25 protein-coding genes and 3 pseudogenes are annotated in these 24,657 nt (G+C 52.4%); 16 read left to right on the plus strand and 12 right to left on the minus strand.

The genetic code is table 11. The annotated features are described in order from the left end of the window. Positions 1 to 48 precede the first annotated feature (48 nt). Positions 49 to 264: pseudogene (locus tag Abin_RS00740) on the minus strand (IS5/IS1182 family transposase); the annotation flags it as partial. 55 nt (positions 265 to 319) lie between these two features. Between Abin_RS00740 and Abin_RS00745 the strand changes: the two are divergent. Next, positions 320 to 874 (plus strand): alpha/beta hydrolase, encoded by a 555-nt coding sequence (locus Abin_RS00745; RefSeq protein ID WP_255319430.1) that lies wholly within the window; start codon positions 320 to 322, stop codon positions 872 to 874. Between the two features lie 387 nt (positions 875 to 1,261). On the opposite strand, the gene Abin_RS00750 is transcribed toward Abin_RS00745, so the two are convergent. Continuing rightward, on the minus strand, positions 1,262 to 1,981 hold the full coding sequence (locus tag Abin_RS00750; RefSeq protein WP_048844474.1) for an SDR family oxidoreductase: 720 nt from the start codon (positions 1,979 to 1,981) through the stop codon (positions 1,262 to 1,264). A 65-nt stretch (positions 1,982 to 2,046) separates the two neighbouring features. Here Abin_RS00750 and Abin_RS00755 point away from each other — a divergent pair, with 65 nt between their 5' ends. Continuing rightward, positions 2,047 to 2,694 carry a TetR/AcrR family transcriptional regulator gene (locus Abin_RS00755; protein ID WP_048844475.1) on the plus strand — a complete coding sequence of 216 codons (648 nt, stop codon included), beginning with the start codon at positions 2,047 to 2,049 and terminating at the stop codon, positions 2,692 to 2,694. Between the two features lie 58 nt (positions 2,695 to 2,752). Then, on the plus strand, positions 2,753 to 3,166 hold the full coding sequence (locus Abin_RS00760; protein ID WP_048844476.1) for an ester cyclase: 414 nt from the start codon (positions 2,753 to 2,755) through the stop codon (positions 3,164 to 3,166). A 116-nt stretch (positions 3,167 to 3,282) separates the two neighbouring features. On the opposite strand, the gene Abin_RS00765 is transcribed toward Abin_RS00760, so the two are convergent. The 3 genes from Abin_RS00765 to Abin_RS00775 form a co-directional block, all read right to left on the minus strand. Further along, positions 3,283 to 3,867 carry a GNAT family N-acetyltransferase gene (locus Abin_RS00765; protein ID WP_158319872.1) on the minus strand — a complete coding sequence of 195 codons (585 nt, stop codon included), beginning with the start codon at positions 3,865 to 3,867 and terminating at the stop codon, positions 3,283 to 3,285. A 259-nt stretch (positions 3,868 to 4,126) separates the two neighbouring features. Then, positions 4,127 to 4,264: a hypothetical protein gene (locus Abin_RS00770; protein ID WP_158319873.1), complete on the minus strand. Its 138-nt coding sequence runs from the start codon at positions 4,262 to 4,264 to the stop codon at positions 4,127 to 4,129. 721 nt (positions 4,265 to 4,985) lie between these two features. After that, a complete protein-coding gene (locus tag Abin_RS00775; protein ID WP_218026292.1) occupies positions 4,986 to 5,672 on the minus strand; it encodes an NAD(P)-dependent oxidoreductase in 687 nt (228 codons plus the stop codon). 130 nt (positions 5,673 to 5,802) lie between these two features. On the opposite strand from Abin_RS00775, the gene Abin_RS00780 reads away from it, so the two are divergent. The 3 genes from Abin_RS00780 to Abin_RS00790 are packed head-to-tail and all read left to right on the plus strand — an operon-like array spanning position 5,803 to position 7,042. Next, entirely contained in the window at positions 5,803 to 6,165 is a 363-nt protein-coding gene (locus Abin_RS00780; protein WP_048844500.1) for a thiol-disulfide oxidoreductase DCC family protein, read from the plus strand. Positions 6,166 to 6,176: 11 nt separating this feature from the next. Then, entirely contained in the window at positions 6,177 to 6,878 is a 702-nt protein-coding gene (locus Abin_RS00785) for an SDR family NAD(P)-dependent oxidoreductase (protein WP_255319428.1), read from the plus strand. A 2-nt stretch (positions 6,879 to 6,880) separates the two neighbouring features. After that, a complete protein-coding gene (locus Abin_RS00790) occupies positions 6,881 to 7,042 on the plus strand; it encodes a DUF2256 domain-containing protein (RefSeq protein WP_218026293.1) in 162 nt (53 codons plus the stop codon). On the opposite strand, the gene Abin_RS00795 is transcribed toward Abin_RS00790, so the two are convergent. Together Abin_RS00795 and Abin_RS00800 are read right to left on the minus strand one after the other, a co-directional pair. Further along, entirely contained in the window at positions 7,001 to 8,509 is a 1,509-nt protein-coding gene (locus Abin_RS00795; RefSeq protein ID WP_048844480.1) for a cryptochrome/photolyase family protein, read from the minus strand. The two genes, Abin_RS00790 and Abin_RS00795, sit on opposite strands and share 42 nt — an antisense overlap. Before the next feature lie 59 nt (positions 8,510 to 8,568). After that, positions 8,569 to 9,150: a PAS domain-containing protein gene (locus tag Abin_RS00800; protein ID WP_048844481.1), complete on the minus strand. Its 582-nt coding sequence runs from the start codon at positions 9,148 to 9,150 to the stop codon at positions 8,569 to 8,571. Between the two features lie 276 nt (positions 9,151 to 9,426). Between Abin_RS00800 and Abin_RS00805 the strand changes: the two genes are divergently transcribed. The 6 genes and pseudogenes from Abin_RS00805 (at position 9,427) to Abin_RS15740 (ending at position 14,628) form a co-directional block, all read left to right on the plus strand. Beyond that, positions 9,427 to 10,365 (plus strand): NAD(P)/FAD-dependent oxidoreductase, encoded by a 939-nt coding sequence (locus Abin_RS00805; RefSeq protein WP_048844482.1) that lies wholly within the window; start codon positions 9,427 to 9,429, stop codon positions 10,363 to 10,365. 203 nt (positions 10,366 to 10,568) lie between these two features. Further along, positions 10,569 to 11,783 (plus strand): annotated as a pseudogene (dnaE2, locus tag Abin_RS00810) (error-prone DNA polymerase); the annotation flags it as partial. Positions 11,784 to 12,794: 1,011 nt separating this feature from the next. Next, positions 12,795 to 13,028, plus strand: a complete 234-nt coding sequence (locus Abin_RS00815; protein WP_045542262.1) for a FitA-like ribbon-helix-helix domain-containing protein — start codon at positions 12,795 to 12,797, stop codon at positions 13,026 to 13,028. Positions 13,029 to 13,031: 3 nt separating this feature from the next. Continuing rightward, positions 13,032 to 13,418 carry a type II toxin-antitoxin system VapC family toxin gene (locus Abin_RS00820; RefSeq protein WP_048844483.1) on the plus strand — a complete coding sequence of 129 codons (387 nt, stop codon included), beginning with the start codon at positions 13,032 to 13,034 and terminating at the stop codon, positions 13,416 to 13,418. Beyond that, complete coding sequence (locus Abin_RS15735) at positions 13,418 to 13,879, plus strand: DEAD/DEAH box helicase family protein (protein ID WP_048844484.1); 462 nt, start codon at positions 13,418 to 13,420, stop codon at positions 13,877 to 13,879. The genes Abin_RS00820 and Abin_RS15735 overlap by 1 nt, the downstream gene beginning before the upstream one ends. Positions 13,880 to 13,896: 17 nt before the next feature. Beyond that, positions 13,897 to 14,628, plus strand: coding sequence for a DEAD/DEAH box helicase family protein (locus Abin_RS15740; protein ID WP_255319409.1), 732 nt, complete (start codon positions 13,897 to 13,899; stop codon positions 14,626 to 14,628). Here the strand turns inward: Abin_RS15740 and Abin_RS00830 are convergent. Next, positions 14,556 to 15,110: pseudogene (locus tag Abin_RS00830) on the minus strand (GntR family transcriptional regulator); the annotation flags it as partial. The gene Abin_RS15740 and the pseudogene Abin_RS00830 overlap by 73 nt on opposite strands. A gap of 436 nt (positions 15,111 to 15,546) precedes the next feature. Between Abin_RS00830 and Abin_RS00835 the strand changes: the two are divergent. Continuing rightward, positions 15,547 to 16,170, plus strand: coding sequence for an alpha/beta hydrolase (locus Abin_RS00835; RefSeq protein WP_084593366.1), 624 nt, complete (start codon positions 15,547 to 15,549; stop codon positions 16,168 to 16,170). Positions 16,171 to 16,173: 3 nt separating this feature from the next. On the opposite strand, the gene Abin_RS00840 is transcribed toward Abin_RS00835, so the two are convergent. After that, positions 16,174 to 17,052 carry a LysR family transcriptional regulator gene (locus Abin_RS00840; RefSeq protein WP_045543170.1) on the minus strand — a complete coding sequence of 293 codons (879 nt, stop codon included), beginning with the start codon at positions 17,050 to 17,052 and terminating at the stop codon, positions 16,174 to 16,176. A gap of 203 nt (positions 17,053 to 17,255) precedes the next feature. On the opposite strand from Abin_RS00840, the gene Abin_RS00845 reads away from it, so the two are divergent. Continuing rightward, positions 17,256 to 18,776 carry an MFS transporter gene (locus Abin_RS00845; protein WP_048844487.1) on the plus strand — a complete coding sequence of 507 codons (1,521 nt, stop codon included), beginning with the start codon at positions 17,256 to 17,258 and terminating at the stop codon, positions 18,774 to 18,776. 204 nt (positions 18,777 to 18,980) lie between these two features. On the opposite strand, the gene Abin_RS00850 is transcribed toward Abin_RS00845, so the two are convergent. Further along, entirely contained in the window at positions 18,981 to 19,940 is a 960-nt protein-coding gene (locus Abin_RS00850; protein ID WP_048844488.1) for an IS481 family transposase, read from the minus strand. Positions 19,941 to 20,077: 137 nt separating this feature from the next. On the opposite strand from Abin_RS00850, the gene Abin_RS00855 reads away from it, so the two are divergent. Together Abin_RS00855 and Abin_RS00860 are read left to right on the plus strand one after the other, a co-directional pair. Continuing rightward, entirely contained in the window at positions 20,078 to 20,464 is a 387-nt protein-coding gene (locus Abin_RS00855) for a TonB-dependent receptor (protein ID WP_048844489.1), read from the plus strand. 490 nt (positions 20,465 to 20,954) lie between these two features. Then, a complete protein-coding gene (locus Abin_RS00860) occupies positions 20,955 to 22,115 on the plus strand; it encodes a phosphoserine transaminase (protein WP_048844490.1) in 1,161 nt (386 codons plus the stop codon). Between the two features lie 46 nt (positions 22,116 to 22,161). On the opposite strand, the gene Abin_RS00865 is transcribed toward Abin_RS00860, so the two are convergent. After that, positions 22,162 to 22,632, minus strand: coding sequence for a DUF934 domain-containing protein (locus tag Abin_RS00865; protein ID WP_048844491.1), 471 nt, complete (start codon positions 22,630 to 22,632; stop codon positions 22,162 to 22,164). Next, entirely contained in the window at positions 22,619 to 24,628 is a 2,010-nt protein-coding gene (locus Abin_RS00870) for a DUF2849 domain-containing protein (RefSeq protein WP_048844492.1), read from the minus strand. The genes Abin_RS00865 and Abin_RS00870 overlap by 14 nt, the downstream gene beginning before the upstream one ends. Positions 24,629 to 24,657 lie beyond the last annotated feature (29 nt).

A 24,657-nucleotide genomic window follows, 5' to 3' on the forward strand; every position in this document is an offset into this window, starting at 1 on the left:
TGCCTGATTACTGAATAAATCGCTCTCCGGTAAACCCGGGGCAGTTCACTTTTTCCTGTGAACCTTTGAGACAAAGCCCTGCTTTTCCATGAAATCTGCGTTGGCTTTGGAGCGATAGGCTGTGTCTGCCCAGACGCTTGAGGCCGTATTGGTTTTATTCAGCAGCCCCTCTCGCAATCGCGCACCATCACTGGCGGCGGCATCTGTCGTCTTCCATTTCCGGCTGAACCGGAACTTCCGTTCGATGGAAACATGGGACTTGTACGAACGCTCGCCCGAGGCGCGTTATCCAACTGCGATCGAGTAGGATTATGCGGTTCTGGAGTATGTCGCTCGTCATCCGGTCGAATTCGGGATCGATCCATCCCTCATTGCCATCGCCGGAGACAGCGTCGGCGGTAATATGGTTGCGGTCGTCTCCGCCCTCGTTGCGGAGCGGCATGGACCCAGGCCCGTAGCCCAGCTCCTGTTCTATCCGGTGACCGATGCCGCAATGAATGACGGATCCTATCGCGAGTTCGCCAGTGGCCCCTGGCTGACAGCGAAAGCCATGGATTATTTCTGGAACCAGTATCTGCCTGCCGGCACGGATCGCGCCCAGCCGCATGTCTCGCCGCTGAACACGCCGGACTCCATCCTGCACGGGCAGGCGCCAGCGCTGGTCATTACAGATGAAAACGATGTCCTGCGTGACGAGGGCGAGGCCTACGCCCGACGCCTGGTCGAAGCTGGCGTGCCGGTCATAACGACCCGCTATAACGCGACGATCCATGATTTCGTTATGCTCAATGCGCTTGCCAAGACGCCGGCGGCCACCGCCGCAGTCGCCCAAGCGGCTCATTTCCTACGCGATGCCTTTACGAAGGTAAAGTGAGAGAACAGAAGCGGTCTGAAGCAATTTCCTCCAAAAAGAGGGAGTGCTTCAGCCTCGCGCTGGCCGCAGTTTCTGCTCTGTCCCTCAGGCACTGACCATGAACCTATCGCTGGCATGACGAGTGCATATATGCGGCGTCTCATGGGACGGGCAGCTCTCGCCCAACGAAGTCGGTTATCAGGTTGATCTTCAGGAGACGCCCATTTGTGTCGTGACAGTCGATTGCACGAATGACCGCTTTTCCAGTCCTACCGCCCAACAGCCGACATTCTGCTCACCCCCTAGCGGTGTTTCACACCTCTCGCGATTTGGCGCAGGCTCTGCAAGAACGGATTAGCGTCAGCTAGGCGGGACAGAGCGGTCATTCCGCCTCGTCCCGTTCGCCCATCACCAAGGCAATTTGCCGTCCTGCTCAAAGAAGCCACCACTGCCTGTGGCGTTCAGCGCATATTCTGTAGGAAGCCGCGCCCCCTCTTCAGGCGATATTGTGCCATAGCCTGTAAGATCGGTTTTCACGAAACCGGGGCAGATCGAATTTACCTTGATATTCGTGCCCCGCAGCTCCTCGTGCAGTTGGATCGTCAACATGTTCAGGGCCGCTTTCGATGCGTTGTAACCGATGAATTGCTGCGAATAGTAGGCCGAGGCCGGATCGGCGTTCATGCTCAGAGACCCGAGCGTGCTCGACAGGTTGACGATGCGGCCTTCTGGTGCGGCGCGTAGCAGAGGGAGCATCGCTTGCGTCACGGCCAGCGCCCCGATGAAGTTGACCTCCATCGACCGCCGCACAGCATCAATTGAAGCCTTGCTGGGCGTTGAATCCGCGAAATCAAAGATTCCGGCGTTGTTTACCAGAATGTCCAGACGACCATGCTCGGCAGCGATGGCATCCGCCGTGGCCGAGATGGTCGCCGGTTGATCAAGGTCCAACGAAACCGCCTTCACTGTGAGACCATCCCTGGCCAGGGCGGCGGTAGCCTCGTCTCCGCGCGACTTGTCGCGGCTGCCGAGCAGCACATGGACACCGGCTTGAGCCAACTTGCGGACGATCTCCAGTCCGATGCCCTTGTTACCGCCGGTCACGAGGGCGATGCGGTTCTCTGCCATTTCTGTATTCCTTTCATATCTCTGATCGGAGTATATGAAGAAAAGCTCATATTTTGGATTCGCATATGACGGCCCATGCTTCGCAAGGGGCTAAGCCTCGAAAAACACCGGTACAAAGCCGCTCGCGCGTCACGGTAGACGCGATTTTTGAGGCAACCATTCAGGTTTTGCTGTCAGAAGGTATGACGCGCCTGACAACCACCCGGGTGTCTGAGCGGGCGGGCGTATCGGTCGGGACGATGTATCAGTATTTCCCGAACAAACAGGCGCTGATCATCGCGCTGAACGCGCGTTACTTGAACGCCTTGGCAGAGCGTGTCGAAGCAACCTGTGCTCGCATGGCGGGGCAACCCGCGGCAGAGATGGTCTCTGCGCTGATCGAGACCTATTGGACAGCCAAAACCGAGCGTGCTGATCTGACGCAAGCACTCTATCGTTCGGTAGCAGCGCTCGACAACAATGTGTTGATGCAGGACTTCGCCACGCGGGTCGGTGCCGCAACGATGAGCATGTTTCGCCAGACCTCGGACCTGCCGCCGCAGGATGCCACAGAGATCAACCTGACCCTGACCACCGTGATCTATGGAGCAGTGCGCAACGCCTTTGAGCGCGAGCTGGGCATGGAACAAATTACGGCGCTGAAGGCCAGCCTGATTGACATGTGTTGCGCGTGGCTGATCAGCTTCCAGCATCGGACACAAATGACAGCTTAGTTGTTTAGTCCCGTGTTTTGATGGGGTATTATTTTCACGGGAGTGGAAGGAACTGAAGTTGACGGATCATCAACACACCATCCAGAAGCTCTACGCGTCAGCTGAAGGGATTTCCCTCGATATTAAGACATTTCTGTCCTTCTTCAGGAAAGACGGTTACGTCCGCAACGTCCCAGCTCAGATGGATTTCCGCGGCTCCGATATCGGGCTCGTCGCGAGCAGTATGGCCGAAGCCTTCCCTGACATCCATCGAGAGATTTTTAGCATCGATGTGTCAAGGGATGCGGTCGTCGTCGAACTAGCCATTCGCGGCACCCACCTCGGCATTTTGATGACACCAAAGGGCCCGCTTGCCGCGACAGGGAGGGTCATTGACGTCCCTTGCTGCGACGTCTTCAGAATGAAGGACGGGAAAGTCGAGGTTTTCCACTGCTACAATGCGTTTTCGATTATGCAGCAGCAACTGACCTGACTTTTCTTACTACGGTCCCCCCGGGGAAGCAGCCTCGGGGGGAAACGCTCAGTCGGCTCTGGTGGGGAAATCAGTCGAAAAAGGTCGCGTGCTCTTGTCGCTACATTCCCTAGATTTCAAGGGTAGGGATCGTTCCATCGCATGCACCCTTCGTCGTTTCCTAATTCAAGCCATTCGCGCCTCAAAAGAGCGTATCCGACCTCGTCATGCCAGCAGCCATTAAAATAACGACTTTCGACCGTCTGCCTTTCCTGTCGGAGACCAAGTCTTCGCATTAAGCGCAGCGAGGCATTGTTTGCAACAAGGCAATGGGCCGTCAGGCGATGTAGAGGCCGATGGGCAAAACACCACTCGATTAGCGCCGTTCCAGCCTCCAACGCATAACCCTGTCCTTGATGATTGGCAGCGAACCACCAACCGATATCCCCCTTTTGCGGCTCCTCAGCACCAATGAACACGCCGACCTCTCCAATTAGGCCGGGTTTGTCGTTTTTCTCGACCGCGAACATTCGCCAACCATAAGCTTCCGGCGCCATACATGACTGCGCCGCGAGAAACAATTCGGCTTCCTTCAGCTCCACTGGCTGCATCATCTGGGCAGCGAGCGCCGCTGTATCGTTTCGGTAAGCTAGATAACGATAGAGATCGTCAGCATTCGGCGTCCTAAGTCTCAGGCGTTTGGTTAAAAGAGGTGCAATCAAAAGGATTTCTCGCTCCGCGCCAGGTCGATGAAGGCCGGTGCATCGTAGGGTAGAGATTGCCATGGGCGCAAATGACGGCCCAGGTGACCGACGCGGCATTGGTGCAAATCAGCTTTCTGAAAGCCATTAGCATGTCCGCTCTAAGAAACAATGGAGTGCGTTTCGGCGTCCGACATGAGGCGTTAAGCGGACCTGCTGCTTCCGCCTACTTCTAGGACATTAGCGGCTCAATGACGAACAGCGAAAAGCGGACATCATCTTATACCGTTGCCGTCGTTTCGTGCCGGTCCGCTTCACGTAGCAGAACGGCAATCCCCAGGACTACCGGAGACATCACGCCGCCTTGCAGATGCAATCGCGTCGCACGCGGCGTGCCTTCGACCGCCTCTCGTGCCACCTAAAAAGGATCCGTGTGTCTTGAGTCCATCCAACGCACCGATGGTCTCGGTCGTTTTAGCAGTGTCATATTCACCCGCCGTGACCCGATGCTGGTATGAACGCGGACGTAATGATTTTCCTATCTGGAGCAAGATTATGTCTTTGCTCAGATGTGCCACACGGGCTGGACGCTCGACGGCAATGACATCCGTGTTAAACAAAGCGCCCGCGTTCATCGCCAGACGCTGTGGGAAGAGGAGCGCTGTAAATCCGACCGCCTCAATCAACTCGCTTTGCAGACACTGGACGCCCTACCGGTTCCATAGTGCTGTAGTTTCGGCCAGATCGCCGGGGCCGACACCCTATGTTACTGTTGCTTGCAAAAAAGTCGCTGCGATTAGCACCCCCACGACAGTGGGCCAATCTCTAACCTGCAATGTCGAGACCACTATCTCATCATTAGAGGCATGGTTCGTGATCGCTTACATCCGCAGAGGTCTGGGGAAAATCAATCAAGTCGATTTCTGAAGCACACTCTCAGATTATCTCAGCGTCAGCTATTTTATGAAAGTAAAAAACGGAAATATCTTTGGTTCTTTTCTTAATTAAGGCGTTATAATATTTTAATTTTCAGTTTTTATAATAATATTAAATATTATTTATTTATGGAAAGAAAATGTTCAGGTTATATATTATAAAAAACAGAGAAAATTTTTATTTAATATAGAAATTTAATATATTTAAAACCGGATAATAACAGGTTTTTGGCCAATCATCGCTACATCTGTAAGATGGGATAACACGTTAGCTGCGACATCCCCGCGAGACACAACACCGTTTCGCCACTGTGCCGGTGCCATTAAGATTTTAGCTTTGCCGCTGATGCTCCCGTTGATCAGCACGCCCGGTCGCCAGATCGTCCACTCCAGACCGCTGGCGACGATAAGCCTTTCCTGCCGGGTCTTGTCGTCATAAGCGCGACCAAACAGCATACGAAAGGGCAGGCGCTGAAACGGACCGATAGCAGCGGCACTGTCGCCTGCACCAAAGCCGGTTACAGCCACCAACCGGCGCACGCCCTGGCTGATCATCAAAGGCACCAAGACCCCCGTAGCCTGGGAAAACAAGTCGATCGGTCTGAACAAATCACGGTTGGAAACCCCCAGAACCTGTATTACCCCATCGACGCCGACGAGCGCTCGCCTCACGTCCTGCGACGCCAGAGCATCACCGGGGAATTTCTCAAGCCGATCGTGCGTCAGTTTGATGCCGGAGGCGCCGCGAGCAAAGGCTCTGACACTATGACCTTGGCCAAGCGCCGCCTTGACGACTTCGAGTCCGAGGCCTCGCGATGCACCCATCACCAGAACAAACACAACACGCCTCCAACACACTTGTCTTCCATCATCATCCTTTGAGGGTGCCACAGAGGAAACACGTCATTTAGGGCATAGGCGCCAGATGCCCAGTCAGGATGCCAGGCAGTAACCCGGACGACCTGACATGTTCCCGAAATGTCAGGTCGTCACAGGGCGGGAAGTATCGCAAGATGTGATAATGAATAATCGACACGACGACGATACCTTCACCGTATGGTACGATGGCGGCTGTCCACTCTGCCTGCGCGAGATCGCGCTGATGCGCCGATGGGATCGGGCAAAGCGTATTCACTTCGTCGATCTCACCGACCCGGCGCAGGCCTGCCCTCTCGACCGGCAATTGCTGCTCGATCGTTTCCATGCCCAGCAAGGCAGTGTGCTTTATGACGGCGCCGCCGCTTTTGCGGCCATGTGGCGCGTCATTCCGGCGCTGCGACCGCTTGGCGAACTCGCCCGGCTGAAACCGGTCCTGTGGGTTCTTGAGGCAGGTTACCGTCGGTTTCTTAGGGTGCGGCCGATCCTGCAGCGATGGCTGAGATGAGGGTAGCAGCTGTGTTCGGCGCCGGCGGCGGCATCGGCCATGCTGTCGTCGAACGCCTTGCCGCGTCTGGGCGCTATGCGCGCATCCATGCGGGATCACGCCGACCATGCGTCGGCTTTGGTGCCACGGTGTCGCCGTTCACCTTCGATTTGACCGACGAGAACAGCATTGCCGACGCCGCGGCCTCAATCGAGCACACCCCCGAATTGGTCCTGTTAACCACCGGGATTCTGCATGATCGGGTGCGGAACATTGTTCCCGAAAAGACATTTCGCAGCCTCGATGCCGCGTCCATGGCCCGCGTCTTCGCCATCAACACCACCGGGCCGGCGCTGATTGCCAAGCATGTGCTGCCACGTCTGCCACGCGATCGACGCTCGGTTTTCGCGGTTCTCTCCGCACGGGGCGGCTCCATTGGCGACAACCGGTTGGGAGGCTGGCATGCCTATCGTGCCAGCAAGGCGGCGCTTGACATGCTGGTGGTCAATTTCGCTATCGAGATGCGGCGCACCCACCCTGAGGCGATCGTCGTGGCCCTGCACCCCGGCACCGTGGGCACCGCGCTTTCAGCGCCATTCCAAGGTGCCGTGCCAGCGGGAAAGCTCTTTTCGCCCGCCACGTCGGCAGAGAATCTTCTGCGGGTGATCGAGACTCTCACCACTGCCGATAGCGGCAGACTGATTGCGTGGAATGGAGAAAGGCTGCCTTGGTGAAAATGCGCAGAAAAGCCGATCTGCCGAGCAAACTCTGCGCGGCCTGCGGGCGGCCCTTCGTCTGGCGCAGAAAATGGGCGCGCGACTGGAGTTCCGTGCGCTATTGCTCCACCCGCTGCCGCTCAACCAAGGGAAGCGAGAAAACGCTCGGCGTCACGCGTTAACCGGGCCTGTTTTTCGGGCGCAAACCCCTCCCATGTGCGCACCATTTGCACCATGCGCGGATTGCCTCGTAGCCGATCGACATGGCGCGCGACGAAATGCCAATAAAGCAGATTGAACGGGCATGCTTTCGGCCCCTCCTTTGCCTTGACATCGTAGGTACACGCCTCGCAGTAATCGCTCATACGATGGATATAGGCGCCGCTGGCAGCATAAGGTTTACTGGCCAAAAGACCGCCGTCGGCAAACTGGCTCATGCCGATGGTGTTGGGGAGTTCGACCCATTCGAACGCATCGGCATAGACCGCCAGATACCATTCGTGAAGCGCGTGCGGGTCGATCCCGGCGAGCAGCGCGAAATTGCCAGTGACCATCAACCGCTGGATATGATGGGCGTAGGCCTCTTCGCGCGTTTGGGAGACACAGGCGCGCACGCAGGTCATGTGCGTGTCGGCGCTCCAGTAAAACGCCGGCAGAGGCCGATGCGCCCCCAGTGCATTGCTCAGCGCATACTCGGGTCCGCACCACCAGTAGATGCCGCGGACAAATTCGCGCCAGCCGATGACCTGGCGGATGAAACCCTCCGCGCTGTTAAGCGGCACGCGCCCGGCGCGCCACTCGACCTCCACCGCACGGCACATTGTGAGCGGGTCGAGTAGGCCAAGGTTGAGATAGACCGACACCACTGAATGACAGAGAAAACGATTCCCCCTTAGCATGGCATCCTGATAGCGGCCGAAATCTCGGAGGCCATGGCGCAAAAAATGGGCAAAGGCGGCCTCAGCCCCAGCGCGGGTGACAGCGAACCAAAAAGGATTCAGCTCTCCGAAATGGTCGGGAAAACGAGTCGCCACCATCTCCAGCACATCGCGTGTGATCGCGTCGGACTCGAAACGCAGCGGCTCCGGCAGAGCCAGAGCGCCCGGCGCGGGGTTACGATTGTCGCGATCAAAATTCCAACGTCCTCCGGCAGGCTGGTCGCCTTCCATCAGCAGCCCTGTCTTGAGGCGCATCAGCCGATAAAAATGCTCCATCCGGAGCCCCCGGCGGTTCTCAGCCCAGGAGGCAAAGCCATGGCGATCGGCCAGAAAGCGATCGTCAGGCAGCAGCGTGACAGACGGCCATTGTGCCATTTCCCGCATCAGGCGCCATTCACCGGGCTCCGTGGCGAGAACATGCGTGGCTCCGTGCCGGACGAATGCGCGCATGACCTCGCCATGCAGACTGCCGGAATTGGCCGGATCGCTTAATGTGACGTAATCGACACGCCAGCCGGACATGCGCAATTCCGCTGCGAAATGCCGCATCGCCGCGAGGATCAGCACGATCTTCTTCTTGTGATGGCGGACATACGTGGCCTCGGCGATGACCTCCGCCATCAACACCACATCGTTTTCCCGGTCGGCCGCTCGAAGGGAGGATAGGGCCGGCGTCAGCTGGTCGCCCAGAACAAGAACTATACGTTTCATGTCGAAAGATTAGCTTGCCGCCCCCTGACGCAAAGCCTGACTTCAGGGGCAAAAATCCGTCAGAATCCCGCTTCGATTGCAAGGCGCACGGCATCGGCGGTCGTCTGCGCGCCCAAGGCGCGCAACATGGCGGCACGATGCATTTTGACCGTACGCTCGGACACCCCCAACGCATGAGCAATCTGCTTGTTGAGCTGGCCCTTTGCCATCGCCAGCAACACCGTGCGTTGACGGGGCGATAACCCTTCGACCTTGACGCGCGCGGCCGCTGCGCGGCTTTCGTCGGGCCCGTCCGGAATCTGCATCTGGGAGCCGAGAAAATAAAGGAGTTCCCCTTCGCTATCGAATATAGGCGCCACCATCACGGCATTGCGAAAAGGATGGCCATCCTTCCTGTAATTAAGAATCTCGACCATCACCGGACGCCGTTCACGGATGCCTGCACGAAGGGTTTCCATCAACTGTGGCTCCGTCCCGGCGCCGGTCAGAAAACGACAATTGCGGCCGATGACCTCCTCACGGGTATAACCGGTCAAAGCCTCGAACGCGGCGTTGCATTCGATGATCGGATTGTCGGGCAGCCGCGGATCGCTGATTACAGCAGCGACTATACTGTCAGCGATCATGTCTGAAATAGCCATCGGCCACTACTCCACGCTCCGGCGCCAACCATTTCCAGCGTCCGAAAAGAAAACGAACATACCCTTTTTGCCATATTGCCGACAACCGCCCGATGCCCGGATATGAAAGCTAGTCAACCGTAACGGTATCTTTCGCATAATGCCGGGAAGGCCAACGCCTTATGAATGTCATGACCGCCATTCGTTCGTGCAAGGAAGTCTGCGACCACGCCAAAGAAGCGAGGTCGTCCCGAGCCGTTCCAGCCGACATGACGGCCTGTTAAATCGGAGGCAACAATGCGCATCGTTATTATCGGAGCTGGAATGGCGGGGCTGACCTGCGCACAGGCGATCTGCAAGGCTGGCCACGCGGTGACATTGTTCGACAAAGGTCGTGGTGCAGGTGGACGGATATCGACGCGGCGCATATCCGTGAACGAGGAGACACTGGCCTTCGATCATGGGGCCCAATATTTCACTGCGCGCGGAGCATCGTTCCGCGAACAGGTGGCGCATTGGCATATTCGGGGCGTGGTAGCGCCATGGCCTGTCGCCGGAGCCGATGCCTGGGTGGGCACGCCCGGTATGAACGCGCCGGTCGCGCACATGGCCGCGCAGCAGGAGGTGCATTTCTCCAGCCACGTTATGGGACTGGCATCGGAAGGGCGGAAGTGGCGGATCATGCTGCAAGATGGATGCGCCCATGGTCCCTATGACGCCGCCATTCTGGCTCTTCCGGCAGAGCAGGCCGCCGCCTTTCTGGGGGCACACGATCTGCAAATGGCTGCTCATGCCGTGGCTGCGCGTTCGCGGCCTTGCTGGACGGCGATGATCGCGTTTTCGGATCGGTTGCCCATCGAGACCGATATTCTTCGCTCTGCTGGACCGATCGCTTGGGCAGCACGCAACAGCTCTAAGCCCGGCCGGGATACGCCGGAAACATGGGTCGTGCAGGCCGGATCAGATTGGTCGCTTCGGCATCTGGAGAAGGACGCGGAGGATGTTGCGGAACGATTAGCCGCGTGGCTGACAAATCAGACATGGGGCGTCTCCTTGCCGGACCGAAAATGTCTCGCTGCGCATCGCTGGCGCTACGCAATGACACGACCTTCTTCATGTGGTGCGCTCTGGAATCGCGACTTGCGCCTGGGTGCCTGTGGCGACTGGCTGCTGGGGCCGCGCATAGAACTGGCCTGGCAATCGGGCGCGGCACTTGCGGCAAAAATTCTCGCCTGAGGAGGGGATCCTGTAACTCAATTTCGCCCTCGCATTTCGCGATGTCATCACAAGTGGACATCCATCCCGTGAAGCCTACGCGAACATTCAGCCGAAAGGACGAGTCATGAAACATCAGGAGAAGGAAACCCCGAAACTCGTCATGCTGCGCGCTTCCGAAAGGACGCTTCTTGATCGTGACGAAGCATGCAAGGTTCTGGGGATCGAACCTCGCGCATCAGGCGCGAGTGCCGACCGTCGTGACCAATGATGTGCTGTTCCATACCCATGACCGGCGTATCCTGCAGGATGTCGTCACCTGCATCCGCCACAACACCACGATCGATGAGGCAGGCTTTGTCCGCGAACGTCACGCAGACCGTTATCTCAAACCACAGCAGGAGATGACCCGGCTGTTCAGCCGCTACCCCGAAGCAGTTGCCCGCACCATGGATATCGTGGAGCGCTGCCGCTTCTCGCTTGACGATCTGGCCTACCAGTATCCCGATGAAGTGTCCGTGCCCGGTCAGACACCCCAGCAGGCGCTGGAAACCCTGACATGGGAGGCCGCATCCCGCACCTATCCCGAAGGGATTCCGGACGAAGTCCGCAAAAGCCTGCACCATGAACTCGCCCTGATCGGACGCATGGAATACGCACCGTATTTCCTCACGGTGAACAGCATCGTCCGTTATGCCCGCAGCCAGGACATTCTTTGTCAGGGTCGTGGATCGGCCGCCAATTCTGCGGTCTGTTATGTGCTGGGCATCACCGCCATTGATCCGGCCCGTAACAACCTCCTGTTCGAGCGCTTCGTCTCAGAGGAACGGGGCGAACCACCGGATATCGATGTGGATTTTGAACACGCACGCCGTGAGCAGGTCATCCAGTGGGTCTATGAGCATTACGGGCGTGACCGGGCAGCCCTGACGGCCGTAGTCATCCGCTATCGCGCCAAGGGGGCCTTGCGGGATGTTGGCAAGGTCATGGGCTTGCCGGAAGACCTGATCCGCACACTCTCGGGCCAGATTCATGGTTGGGGGCGCAAACTGGACGATAACGCCCTGACTGACAGCTGCATTGATCTGTCAGACCGGCGCATCCGCCTGACGCTGGATCTCGCGCGGTGCCTGATTGGCGTGCCCCGCCATCTGTCGCAGCATCCCGGGGGTTTTGTGCTGACCCATGACCGGCTGGATGAACTGGTGCCCATCGAGCCAGCATCCATGGAAGCCCGTCAGATCATTGAATGGGACAAGGATGATATCGACGTCCTGAAATTCATGAAGGTCGATATCCTCGCCCTGGGCATGCTGACCTGCATGAAAAAAGGGCTCGACCTGCTGGCGGAACACAAGGGCCAGCACTTCACGCTTCAGAGCATTCCGGCGGAGGATCCGCGCACCTACGCCATGATCCGCAAGGCCGATACGATGGGTGCCCTCTCGCCATAGCCACAAGCAGTTCGAGTCAAGCCTGAATAGCGCCTTAGATTCCTACATTTTTGCCTGTGGATAAGTCCGTTTTTTGCGCGGATTTCGACAGCTACTGTTGGGGTGCAAAACAAAGGGGGGGGGTAGAAAACCGTCATTTTTTTTCCGGATTCTGTACATGAAATACAGGGCAAGTGCCATATTCCGCCCCCGCCCGGTTAGGGGGGTGTGTTGCGTGTTACGGTCACGTATCAAAAAGGGAGCCGAATTTATTCGGCGATAGAGAGAAGAAAAAAAGAAAAAAAGCGTAGCGATTTCATACGTTTGCGAAGCATGCGTATGAAATTGAGGTAGCGTGCCCTCCAAACGGGAAAAATGGGGCATAGGGAAGGCGAGATGTTGGTGTAGGGCGTCACTTGGGAAGATGTTGTCAGGAAGGAGGTAAATCTCGGGGAGTGTATGGGCTTATCTGGACGGAGAGGCCGTTTTTTTGAGGCTGTAGGGGTGTGAAGGAGTTTCCGGTGGTGAGTGGTGCCGGGCTATCTTCTGGCCTCGTTGTGGCCCTGTGTAGTGGGTCGTGGTGTCATGACGACTGATCTAGGGGCTGATCGGGGGCGTTTTGGGTAGTCTGGGCTGGTGTGTGATTAGTACCGCAGTGTGGCCGTGTGTTTTGTACCACAAAAAACTGAACACTGTTATGAAAAAGGGCACTTTTGGGATTAAATCCCAAAACGCCATTTTCGGAACTCAATGAAAACAATGACTTAGCGTTTCTTAACCGGAATGAATCGCGGCGGAAAATGGCTGGTTTTTGGGTCAATTTGCCCTGTGGATAGTTTTGTTTTTTATCCGGAATATTATTGACCTTAAAAGCGCATGGAAGTGATCAATCACTTGAACAACTAAAGTAGTCTTGATGAGCACGAGCCTATTGGGTCACACGATCTAAATTGATCTCTTCCCTTCTCACTCAAGAAAGATTAGGCTCCAAATTGGTTCCGATTTGGAGGCGCTGAGATGAATCTATCGATCAAGAACACTCCAGAAGACCTTGTCCGAAAGCTTCGCACACGTGCCGAGCGCCACCATCGATCTCTTCAGGGCGAGCTTATGGCCATCATCGAAGCCGCTGTGGCCTATGAGCCCGAGCAATCGGCATCCGGCGTTCTTTCCGAAATCCGGACGATGGGAATCGTCACCCCCTCGGAAGCGACAGCGATGGTGCGTCATGATCGTGATGCTCGCGCGTAAAAAATGGGCATCATAAAAGTCATCGACACATCGGCTGTCGCGGCACTTCTTTTCGGGGAGCCTGAAGGCGAACAGGCGGCTGCGCTTATGGATAATTGCGAGCTTACAGCGCCTCCGTTGCTACAATTTGAACTGGCGAATGTCTGCCTGATCAAATGTCGCCGCCATCCTGAACAGCGCGATAAACTGCTTTCAGCGTTCAATTTACGAAAGCAACTCGGGATCCGAGAAATCGCAGTGAATCAGGGTGAGGTCGTTCTGCTTGCCGAAAAGACCGGACTGACCGCCTACGACGCAAGTTATCTCTGGCTGGCCCACGTTCTGGAAGCAGAGATTGTCACTTTTGACCGCAAGCTTCGCAAAGCTGCAGCAACGGCCGGAACGCGCTGATGGACTTCGGACAACTCCAGCCGGGCGCCCATATTCGTGGCCTTGATACTGGCGGAATAGCTGAAATCATCCAGGTGCGAAGTTTCGGACCTGATGCGCTCAATCTTGTTTTCCGGGTCAACGGAAAAATCGGCGAACGGCTGCTGTATCGAGGCGATGAGATTCCGTTTGAACTTGTCCAGCCTGGTCGGACCTATGCGTTCGATGCGGACGGTGCGCTCCTGCGTCTTGTGTCGGAAGCGTGGCGTCTGCGTCTTGCACATCTTTTTGACCCCTATCTGGCAATTACTCTGTCACGCATTGAAGCGCTCCCGCACCAGATCACTGCCGTTTATGGCGCGATGCTGCCACGCCAGCCGCTGCGTTTCCTACTTGCGGACGATCCGGGCGCCGGTAAGACCGTCATGGCTGGCCTGCTCATCAAGGAATTGCTGATCCGGGGGATCTGGAACGCTGCCTGATTGTTGCGCCGGGCAGTCTGGTCGAGCAATGGCAGGAGGAACTCGCGGAAAAATTTGCTCTCTCGTTTGATCTTCTGACACGTGATCAGGTGGAAAACTCTGTCACGGGAAATCCTTTTGCCGAGCGTAATCGCTTTATCCTTCGGCTCGACATGGCGGCCCGTTCCGATGCCCTTCAGGCACGTCTGGAAGCTGCGCCTGAGTGGGATCTCGTGATCTGTGACGAAGCGCACCGCATGTCCGCTTCCTATTTCGGCGGGGAGGTAAAAGAGACAAGACGCTACAAACTCGGGAAGCTTCTCGGAGCGCGCACACGTAATCTTCTTCTGATGTCGGCAACGCCCCATAATGGCAAGGAAGCCGATTTCCAGCTTTTCATGGGCCTTCTCGACTCCGACCGTTTCGAAGGACGGTTCCGTGAGGGCGTACGGAAAGCGGACGTCTCGGACATGATGCGGCGTCTGACGAAAGAAGAGCTGTTTCGCTTTGATGAAACACCACTTTTCCCGGCGCGTTACGCCTACACCGTCGCCTACGAACTCTCTCCCGCTGAAGCTGATCTTTATCAGGCTGTCACCTCTTACGTTCGTGAGGAAATGAACCGTGCCGACAGGATCGGAGATGGTCAGAGACAGGGCAACGTTGGCTTTGCTCTCCAGATCCTTCAGAGACGCCTATGCGTGCTGACGATTGCTGCTAATGCGCTTTGCGCACCGGGAGAAACCAGAACTTCTTCTATGCGCCGCTGACCGATAACAGGTGCTATCCATTTTGCGCCAAGCTGACGCTCCTCAATCGTGCCCCCAGTTACCCTGTAGGACATGAGACTATTCAAATCCTGTTGCTTCAAGATAGCGGAGATATCACTCTGAATAATACGCTGGAGCGGTGGATCCTGAGGAATAGGCGGCAGATTCATGGTAAGATCAACCACCGCAGGTCCGGTATGGCGCCAATGGCTTTCACCGGCACCGACGCGCACAAAAGTTCCCCGCCCTACAGTTGCAACAATGAGACCACGACGCCTTGCCTCGGTAAATGCACGCGTTACCGTTGTCAGATTGGTACCAAGATAATCTGCAATCGTTCTTTGCGGGGGAAGTTTATCCCCTTCCCGCAAATCACCTCTCCGGATGGAAAGAGCCAAGGCATCAGCAAGTGTCAGGTAAATGGCATTCGGGCTTTGACTGATTTCTTCTTTCCAGTGAGCCAGATAAGGATAGGCTGACATGCGTGGCGGCTTCCATATATTCGACAAGATTGTATTGCACTACATCCCGTACAGTCCATGCAATGCATAGCGCAGCCGCTTATCTGTGAGAACAATTGTCTCCACATTGCTACGATTTAACTCATAGCATTGTGCACAACACGCAAGTTCAGACTTTAATTACCTTGTGGCAAATCTGTTTTAGAACAAGTAAGAAAAATGAAGAAACTTATTCCGTTGTGGCTGAGCAATGCTTGAATATTTATATGTCTTTTTAGTATCAATTATTTTTTTAATAATACCTTGCACGACAGCTTATGCTCGTCCTGAACAGTCACACGCTATCAGCACCATACATTCTGATATAAATGAACAGGTTTACAGCATACCTTTTAGAGAAGGTGGTTACGTAAGAGTGCTCTTTTGCATCCCGGCAACCCACCGAGGAACAATCATCATGTTTCCTGGCGGTTCTGGTGATATTGGCCTTGGGAAAAATGGCGCAATCCGACACGATCATAACTTTGCTGTCCGAACACGCCGGCTATGGAACAGACAGGGTTACGCAGTCATTATTCCAGATACAATCAATCATATTAATCTAAGAGGGAAACGCAGTTCCGCGACCTATGCAGGACTGATCGAAAGTATCATTGCTTTTGCACATGAAGAGGCAACAGTCCCTGTGTTTCTTTTTGGAACCAGCCAAGGCGCAATCGCTGCCGTAAACGGTGCCGCGCATGCAGCTTCAGGAACTATTGCAGGTGTCGTGCTCAGTGAATCTGTATCAGTCATGGGAGGCAGCAAGGAAACTGTTTTTAGTGCAACCCCGCAAAAAGTTACAGTACCTGTTCTTATTGTGGCCAACCAAGATGATCGATGCGATGTCGCACCGCCTCAAGCCGCGCAACAGATTGCTTCCGCCATGACAGCAAGCCCTGAAGTGCGCGTGTTCATGGTTTCTGGTGGAATAACAAAATCAAAAAAGAATTGTGGCTCCTTAACACCTCATGGGTATTTTGGCATTGAAAATGATGTCGTCGACAAAGTCAGTGCGTGGCTGGATGCCAAATCCCGATAATCTTCAGGCTATTGTTGTTTGAATCTGAGAAATCAGATGACGTACGGCTGGTGCAACCTCATCTGAGCGAAAAATGGCGGCAATTTCTGAAACGATTGGTTCTCCCGCAATATCGCGGAAAACAACGCCCGGCAAATTGACAACACTTCGTAAAGCACTGGGAATAACCGAAATACCATTGCCAATTGAGACCTGTGTCAACACAGCCAGTAAGCTCCCTGGCATAGAAACAATACGGGGCGTAAATCCACCTCGACTTGCGACCTGGAATGTGCCGAAAGCCTGCTCGGGCAATATAAAAGATACGTTGGCAATTTCGTGCGGCGTAACCGGGCCTTCCGACTTTTCTTCGACACCAGGAATCACGGAAAGTGCCAGGCAAAAGTGATCGCGGATCAACACATGGTGACTCAATAGCTGTGGCATCGCCATAGGCAGCCTTACAAAACCGATATCTACGTCACCGTCCGCAACCAGTTGAGGCAGTTTATCCATAGGGAATTCACGCACTTTTAAAAGCACGTCTGGATAACTCTGCGTAAATTGGTTCATCTGGTCTTGCAGTATTCCCGTATACGCAGCTGACGCAACATAACCAATCTCTATCCGACCCAATTCACCGCGCCCAGCACGACGACCGGCGTTCTCGGCTGTTGCAAATTGTTTGAGCACGCGCCGTGCTTCAGAAAGGAAAACCTCTCCCGCAGATGTAAGCGTCACAGAACGCTTTGTTCGGTTGAGAAGTTGAGCTGATAATGTGCGCTCAATTTCCTGTATCTGCACAGTCAGAGTGGACGGGGAAATATTCAGCCGTTCTGCCGCCCGTGTAAAATGAAGTTCTTCCGCCAAGACCACAAAATAGCGGAGATGTCTCAGTTCCATTCCTCTATCCCCCTCCCCGCATTATTAGGCAAAACCTAATAATAACGAAAATAACCACCAATGACGAGAACCAAGGCATGACGTAGCGTTACAGACTAACGCGCTCTGCAACGGAACATCACCATGACACAACTCTTTCAAGCCAATCATGATGAACTGATTATCGGAATTTCTAATACTATCGTGAAGCGGTGAGGACACCGATGACATCCTCGCGCGTAACCAATCCGTTATTTGTCCTTCTGGCGGCTTCAACTGGCTGTGCCATGACTGTGCTTGATACCAATGTGGTGGCAATCATCCTGCCAACCATCGCTCGCGAGTTTCGTGCAAGTTTCGCGGATATTGAATGGGTTATCAGCACATATGTTCTGTGCTTCGCATCTCTCCTGTTGCCCGCTGGAGCCATTGCAGATCGGTATGGACGCCGTCGCATCTATCTGATTGGAATTACGACATTTGCCCTTACCTCGTTGTTTTGCGGAGCCGCCCCGTCTGCCACAGCACTATATCTGGCCCGTGCTTTACAGGGCGTAAGTGCTGCGTTTTTGTTAGCACCTGCTTTGGCGATCATCGGGCATACTTTTCATAATCCAGATGAACGGAACCGCGCATGGGCCATTTGGGGAAGTATCATGGGCCTTACCATGGTTCTTGCTCCTATTATTGGTGGTATTATTGCCTATGCGCTCGGTTGGCGGTGGGCGTTTTATATCAATATTCCAATCTGCGTCCTACTTGCTGGCGCAGTCTTTATTCTGGTCAAAGAATCACGTGATACTGATGCCCGAAGACTGGATCCGGCCGGGATTATATTTTTTGCTGCATTCATGCTCGGTCTGACGTGGGGAATGATTAACGGTCAGGCAAGCGGCTGGACCTCATGGAACGCCCTGAATGGTTTTATTGGAGGAAGTATCTCCTTAGGCATTTTCATAGCATCTGAACGTGCCCAATCACGTCCGATGTTAGATCTTGGCCTATTCTCCAATCCCCGTTTTCTGGGAGCTGTCTGGGCGATGTTTGCTTATGCAGCATCCGCTCAGGTTATGGCCTCGATGCTTCCGCTATTTCTCCAAAACGGCTTAGGCCGCTCAGCACTTCAGGCCGGCTTCGCCATGTTGCCTTTTGCCCTGGCAATGTTGATTTTCCCACATATTGGACGTCTTCTGGAACGCCATATCTCTTCGAGCGGTATTCTAGCCGGTGGTCTGTCATGCGTCGCCATTGGCAATGGAATAACAGCATGGGGAGCATATGTCGGATCATGGATCATTGTTATGGCTGGCATGGTCGTCATTGGAAGTGGGGGCGGCCTTCTCAATGGGGAAACACAAAAAGCTATCATGAGTGTTGTGCCAAAAGAACGATCTGGCATGGCGTCAGGGATCAGTACGACATCACGATTTTCCGGGATTTTGCTTGGTTTTGCCATGCTTAGCGGCATACTCGCAACAATGGTAAGGAAATGGGTTGCCGCCTTTGGATGTGGCACTGGTTGCCATCATCCATCAGACTTCGCCGATGCCATCGTTGCCGGTGATCTACCCAGTGCTATTTCCGGTTTAGAGGGTTCCAGTCAAGAAATCGCCATTCAGCATGCACATCACGCTTTCTCTTATGGTTTTGCCGTAGCACTTCTTGTGGCATCAATTTTCGCATTAGGATCATCAATTATTGTCTTTACACTGATGCAGTCAAAGATGAAACAGAATATAACCTGAGTAAATAATAAATACTCAATGTGTAATGATAGATATTTTGCAGATTCTCTAGAGCGTTTCGTCAGTTGGTACATGGCTGAGTAACGCTTGTACTCCCACTTGACCTCTGGTCTTTCCTCCCTGTTTTTGGGGATCGGGAGAGATGGGAATGCGATGATATGGTTTGAATGAGAGCCAGTAAGATCGGATAACTGACGACACGCTCTAGGTGTTTAGTCCCGGGGTTTGATGGGTTGGATTAATGATGAATCTTTCTGGCTCTGAAGTCCATATTTTGCAGACATATTCGTAAGGTGTGAGGCCACTGAGGGTCTTGAGCCTGCGGGCGAAATTATAGGCTGCCATGAAGTCATTGAGGTGTGTCCTCAACTGCTCATGACTATCGTAATGGAAGCGTTTGACGGTTGCTTCCTTGATCGTCCGGTTCATCCGCTCAACCTGACCATTGGTCCAGGGATGATTGGGTTTCGTCAGACGATGTTCGATCTCGCGAGCTTCGCAGATCATGTCGAAGCGCATGGGGCGAGACCAGGCCGTATTGCGGTTACGGGGCTGATCCGCGAACTGGATGCCGTTATCGGTCAGAATGGTGTGGATCCGATAAGGAATGATGCTCAGGAGATATTCGAGGAATTCCCAGGCGGTCTTCCGATCAGCTTTCTCAACCAGTTGTGTGACAGCGAATTTGCTTGTCCGGTCGATGGCGACGAAGAGATACAGCTTGCCTTCAGCAGTTTGGACCTCGGCAATATCGATGTGAAAAAAGCCTATGGGATAGCGTTTGAAGCGCTGGCGTTTGGGCTTGTCTCCCTCGATATCCGGAAGCCGGGATATCCCGTGGCGCTGAAGGCAGCGATGCAGAGCCGAGCGTGTCAGATGAGGGATGCTGGCCTGCAGGGCATAAAGGCAATCATCCAGCGGCAGCAACGTATGCCGGCGAAACGCCACGATCATCGCTTCGTCCGTCTCGGACAGAACCGTGGATCGCGGCTCTTTGGGGCCTGTCTTCTGATCCTCAACCGTTTGACGCTTCCGCCATTTTGCAACTGTTTTCGGGTTGATCCCGAACTCCTTGCTCAGCGTCGCGAGCGAAGCTTGCGATCGCTGTATTGCTGCTCGCACGGCGTGCGTGGTCGTGGCGCTCCCATGACGTATCTGTCCCATAATGCTTCCTTCCACTCTCGTGAAAATACCACACCATCAAACCACGGGACTAAACACCTAGCATTACCGTCAGACCACTAAAAGGCCTTTCGATTTATAACTCGTTTTCTTACAATCATTCCTCTTATGATCAAAATGTGGCCAGTGGTGGTGTCCTTTACCAGACCCAAGGCAAACAGATTCCGAACTACCCACAATTTATGTATAAGGGCAGCATCAGCTACCGTATTGGCAAGCTATCTGCTCACGTTGACGGAAGTTACCTATCCAACCGCCAACTAACATATACCAATGACCTACACGTTCCGGGGTATTTTCTGGCCAACTTTGGCACCCGCTACGACTTCGGATCCGTTGGCCCATTAAAAGGATTATCTGCCAGCTTTAATATCTACAATCTGGCCAATAAAACCTACATTGCCACGACCAATGAAGCTGGAAACAATTTTATTAATAACGGATTCAATTATTTTCTCATGGGCGCATCCAGACAGTTTTTTGGAACAATTAGCGCAAACTTCTGAGACTTGTGTATCCACAATTTCTAACCCATTAAAGGACTATTATTAAAATTGTCTAAATTCTCGTTCAAACCTCGCACTAAAAATGCGAGAATGACCAGCGGGTTTTCAACCATCAGACCACGAAACTTCACGTCCGCACTGCCATCCTCAATCTGTTCACTACCCTCGTAATCCCATGCACCACCCATCAGTGAACTGTGCAACACCTTCTCTATTTAATATGAATAGTATATAACCAACACTATTCTAAAAAGAAATCTTATATATTTGTAAAATTCTTTATTTTGAAATCTGTATTGAAAATTTCCTCTAAACATTCACAAAAAACAACACAGAGGAAATATTTATATGAACAGATCAACAATTAAAGAACCAGTACATTAATGGTTGATTGATCTCTTTTTATAAATCAATTTTGTGATATTGTGTGTTTTTAGGCGAAGGGTTACCTTGCGGGGGTAGATGACAATCATCCTTAGAAGGCACGGTAATGCTGAAGCCACTCACAAGACCAAAACAAAAACCTCTCTCTCCTCATTTTTCATCAGGCCCTTGTAAAAAACGTCCCGGATGGAGCCTTGCCCAACTTAATAATGCTTTGGTCGGACGTTCGCACCGCTCACAAGCAGGCAAAGCAAAACTTTTAGAGGTTATCACACTCAGTAAAAAAATTCTGCAAATACCAGAAGACTACAAAGTCGCTATTGTGCCTGGCTCAGATACAGGTGCCATGGAAATGGCCATGTGGAGCTTGCTCGGCCCACGAGGCATTGATGTTTTTGCATGGGAAAATTTCAGCCATATATGGCTAACAGATATTGTGCAGGAACTTAAACTTGAAAACGTCAGAAAGTTTGTTTCTTATTATGGAACAATACCAGATTTAGAAAAAACCAATCCGGAGCATGACGTGGTGTTTGCCTGGAATGGCACATCTTCTGGCGTAAGGGTCCCTAATGGCGACTGGATTGATGACAACAGAAAAGGCCTGACACTTTGTGACGCCACATCTGCTGCATTTGCTATGCAACTACCATGGAAAAAACTTGATGTTACAACATGGTCTTGGCAAAAAACCTTAGGAGGAGAAGGGGCACACGGCATGATTGCTTTAAGCCCACGCGCCCTTGCCCGCTTAAGTGATCATATTCCAGCGTGGCCAATGCCAAAACTTTTTCGTATGGTTAATAAAGGTGCGGTAACCGAGACATTATTTGAGGGTGAAACCATAAACACCCCCTCGCTCCTAGCCGTAGAAGATGCTCTGGACGGCTTGCATTGGGCAGAACAGATTGGTGGGCTAACCACTTTAATAAAGCGCTGTACCGAAAACCTTTCTGTATTTACAAAATGGGTTGAAAAAAGCACATGGTGTACTTTTCTAGCTGAAAATGCCAGCATACGCTCAGAAAGCTCTGTCTGCCTGAAAATTACAGATCCAGACCTTGACCCAACATTATATCCTGACCTAGCAAAAACCATTGCTAAAAAAATGCAAGACACAAATGTTGCGCTTGATTGTGGCGCTTACCGCACGGCACCGCCAGGTTTCCGGTTTTGGTCTGGAGCCACAATAGATAAGCAAGATATTAGCCTCGCCCTTGAATGGCTTGATTATTTTTACTATGAGACTGTTACCGACTTAAAATAACCAAATAATTTTATGAAGGCGTCAAAAAACGCCTTCATAAACCGAATCATTTTTTCAATAAGCGTATAAGCAAGGGCTGCTTTTTCTCCACCGTATTGTTTTGTAACATTGCCAACAATTGCTCAGGTGGATGCTCCTTAGGTAATAAAAAAGACGTAAACCCGCATTTCAAGAGTGCAGGAAACTGATCTGGAATCAGATGCCCACGTGCCCTGATATCTTGCTGAAAATTGGCTTGCTGACGTAGATTACGCGCCAGAGTAAAACCACGCCCATCTCTAAATTTTGGGAAATCTATTAATATAACAGATACTAAATGGATATAGGGCAATAACTCGTCTATGACCGTACCTGCTGGAGCGTATAACCCAAGCGGTTGTATCAAAGACTGTTTTTTGTCCAGTTTTTCCATAACCGAAAGTGACAATATCTGATTTGCCACAACTGGACTGACTAAATCTTCAGGATAACTCCATGTTTCTGGAATTTCTTCTGCTGCCTTATTAACAAGTACCATAAACTGCCTCCCTAAATATTTTTGCCCCCGTGCGCCTATATGTATCAATAAACAGTTCGTCTTCAAGACGGTTGTCAAGATAAGCTTGCACTATAGCATCAACTGCATGCGTAACTTTATCCGCAGCAACTGCGGGCCCAAGAATATTGCCGATTGATGCCTGCTCTGCCCCTGAGCCGCCCAAGGTTATCTGGTATACTTCCTCACCGTTTCTATCTACGCCCAGCAAACCAATATTGGCAACATGGTGGTGGGCACATGCATTGATGCACCCTGAAATATTAAGGTCTAAAAGGCCTATGTTCTGCTGTTTCTTCAGATTTTCAAAATGCTTGGAAATTTTCTGTGCTATAGGAATAGACCTTGCTGTAGCTAAACTACAATAGTCCATACCGGGGCAGGCAATAATATCTGTAATCAAGCCGACATTTGATGTTGCCAATCCTGCTTCTACAAGCTTGTTCCACAGAGCAAAAAGGTCATCTTTGCGCACATGCGGGAGCACAATATTTTGCTCGTGCGAAACCCTTATTTCTCCAAACGAGTACTGATCTGCAATATCAGCAATTGCATCCATTTCATTTGAGCTGACATCTCCTGAAATACCACCAATTGGCTTGAGCGAGATGACAGCAGAAATATAGCCTAGCATGTAATGTTGATGTGTATTACTCGAAACCCAATATGAAAAATCTTTGTTTTCAAAAATATATTTATCTAGAACAAACGATTTTTCAGATAACGTAAGAAATGGTGGTTTACCAAACCGTCTCTCTACTTCTTGCACAATTTCCGGATCAAGAATGTTATAATCTGCCGGTAGGCTTTCAAACTCTTTCTCAATAAGCGCAATAAAATGTTCAGGTTTCATTTCGCGTATCAGAATTTTGATACGAGCCTTATAAATATTATCACGCCTGCCTAAGCTATTATAAACACGCAGTATGGATTCAACATACCGCAACAGGTCTTTAACAGGTAGCCATTCTCTTACTTTAGTACCAATAATAGGAGTACGCCCTAAACCGCCGCCCGCATAAACCTGAAAACCAGGCTCTCCTTTTTCGTTACGGTGCGCCAAAAGCCCAATATCATGCACACGTACCGCAGCTCTATCTTGGGGGCTCCCTGTTATGGCTATTTTGAACTTGCGTGGTAAATAGGTAAATTCCGGATGGTCCGTAGACCATTGCCGCATAATTTCAGCATACAAGCGAGGGTCTATAATTTCTTCTTTAGCAGCCCCTGCAAAATGATCTGTTGTGACGTTTCTGACGCAATTGCCGCTTGTTTGCGTTGCATGCAAATCTGCTGCCGCAAGAATTGTTAGAATATCTGCGGCATCTTCCAAACGGATCCAATTAAACTGTATGTTTTGCCTTGTGGTAAAATGGCCGTATCCCCTATCATAATAGCGAGCAATATAGGCAAGTTGGCGCATTTGTGCGGCACTTAGAACACCATATGGCAATGCTACACGAAACATATAACCATGTAATTGGAGATATAATCCATTCATTAACCGCAGCGGTTTAAACTCATCTTCTGTCAGTTCGCCCGATAGCCTGCGTGCTATCTGGTCGCGAAAAACCTCGGCGCGGTCGTACAAAAATTGCCGGTCGGACTCATCATAATGGTACATGCCCACAAATGGGGAAAGAGACGTTGTCGAAGGTGGTAGTGGAAAAGGCGGAACAGCCCATCTATTACCACCAGCCTCAGGGGAGAGATCGGGCCTTACGCTTGGCCCTTCTGCCCTTAATTGTTCCCGACGCTCTATTAACACGCTGTTATTGCTATATTTTTCAACTTCTACAGCACGGATGTCTACAATGCTTGTATCATCCCGATGTTTGAGAGTTTCTAAAAATGCCTCACTGTCATTTTGATTATAGGTCTGAGCATGTGCACTGCTTTCTACCCACTGGTCTGTTTTTGATAACCATACGACCACACCATCTTTAAGACGGTTTCCTGTTATGAAACGATGAGACATGTTACTTCTCCTTCGCCAACACAAAATAT

This window comes from Acetobacter indonesiensis, assembly GCF_000963945.1.
In the GTDB taxonomy this organism is placed as follows: Bacteria; Pseudomonadota; Alphaproteobacteria; order Acetobacterales; family Acetobacteraceae; genus Acetobacter; species Acetobacter indonesiensis.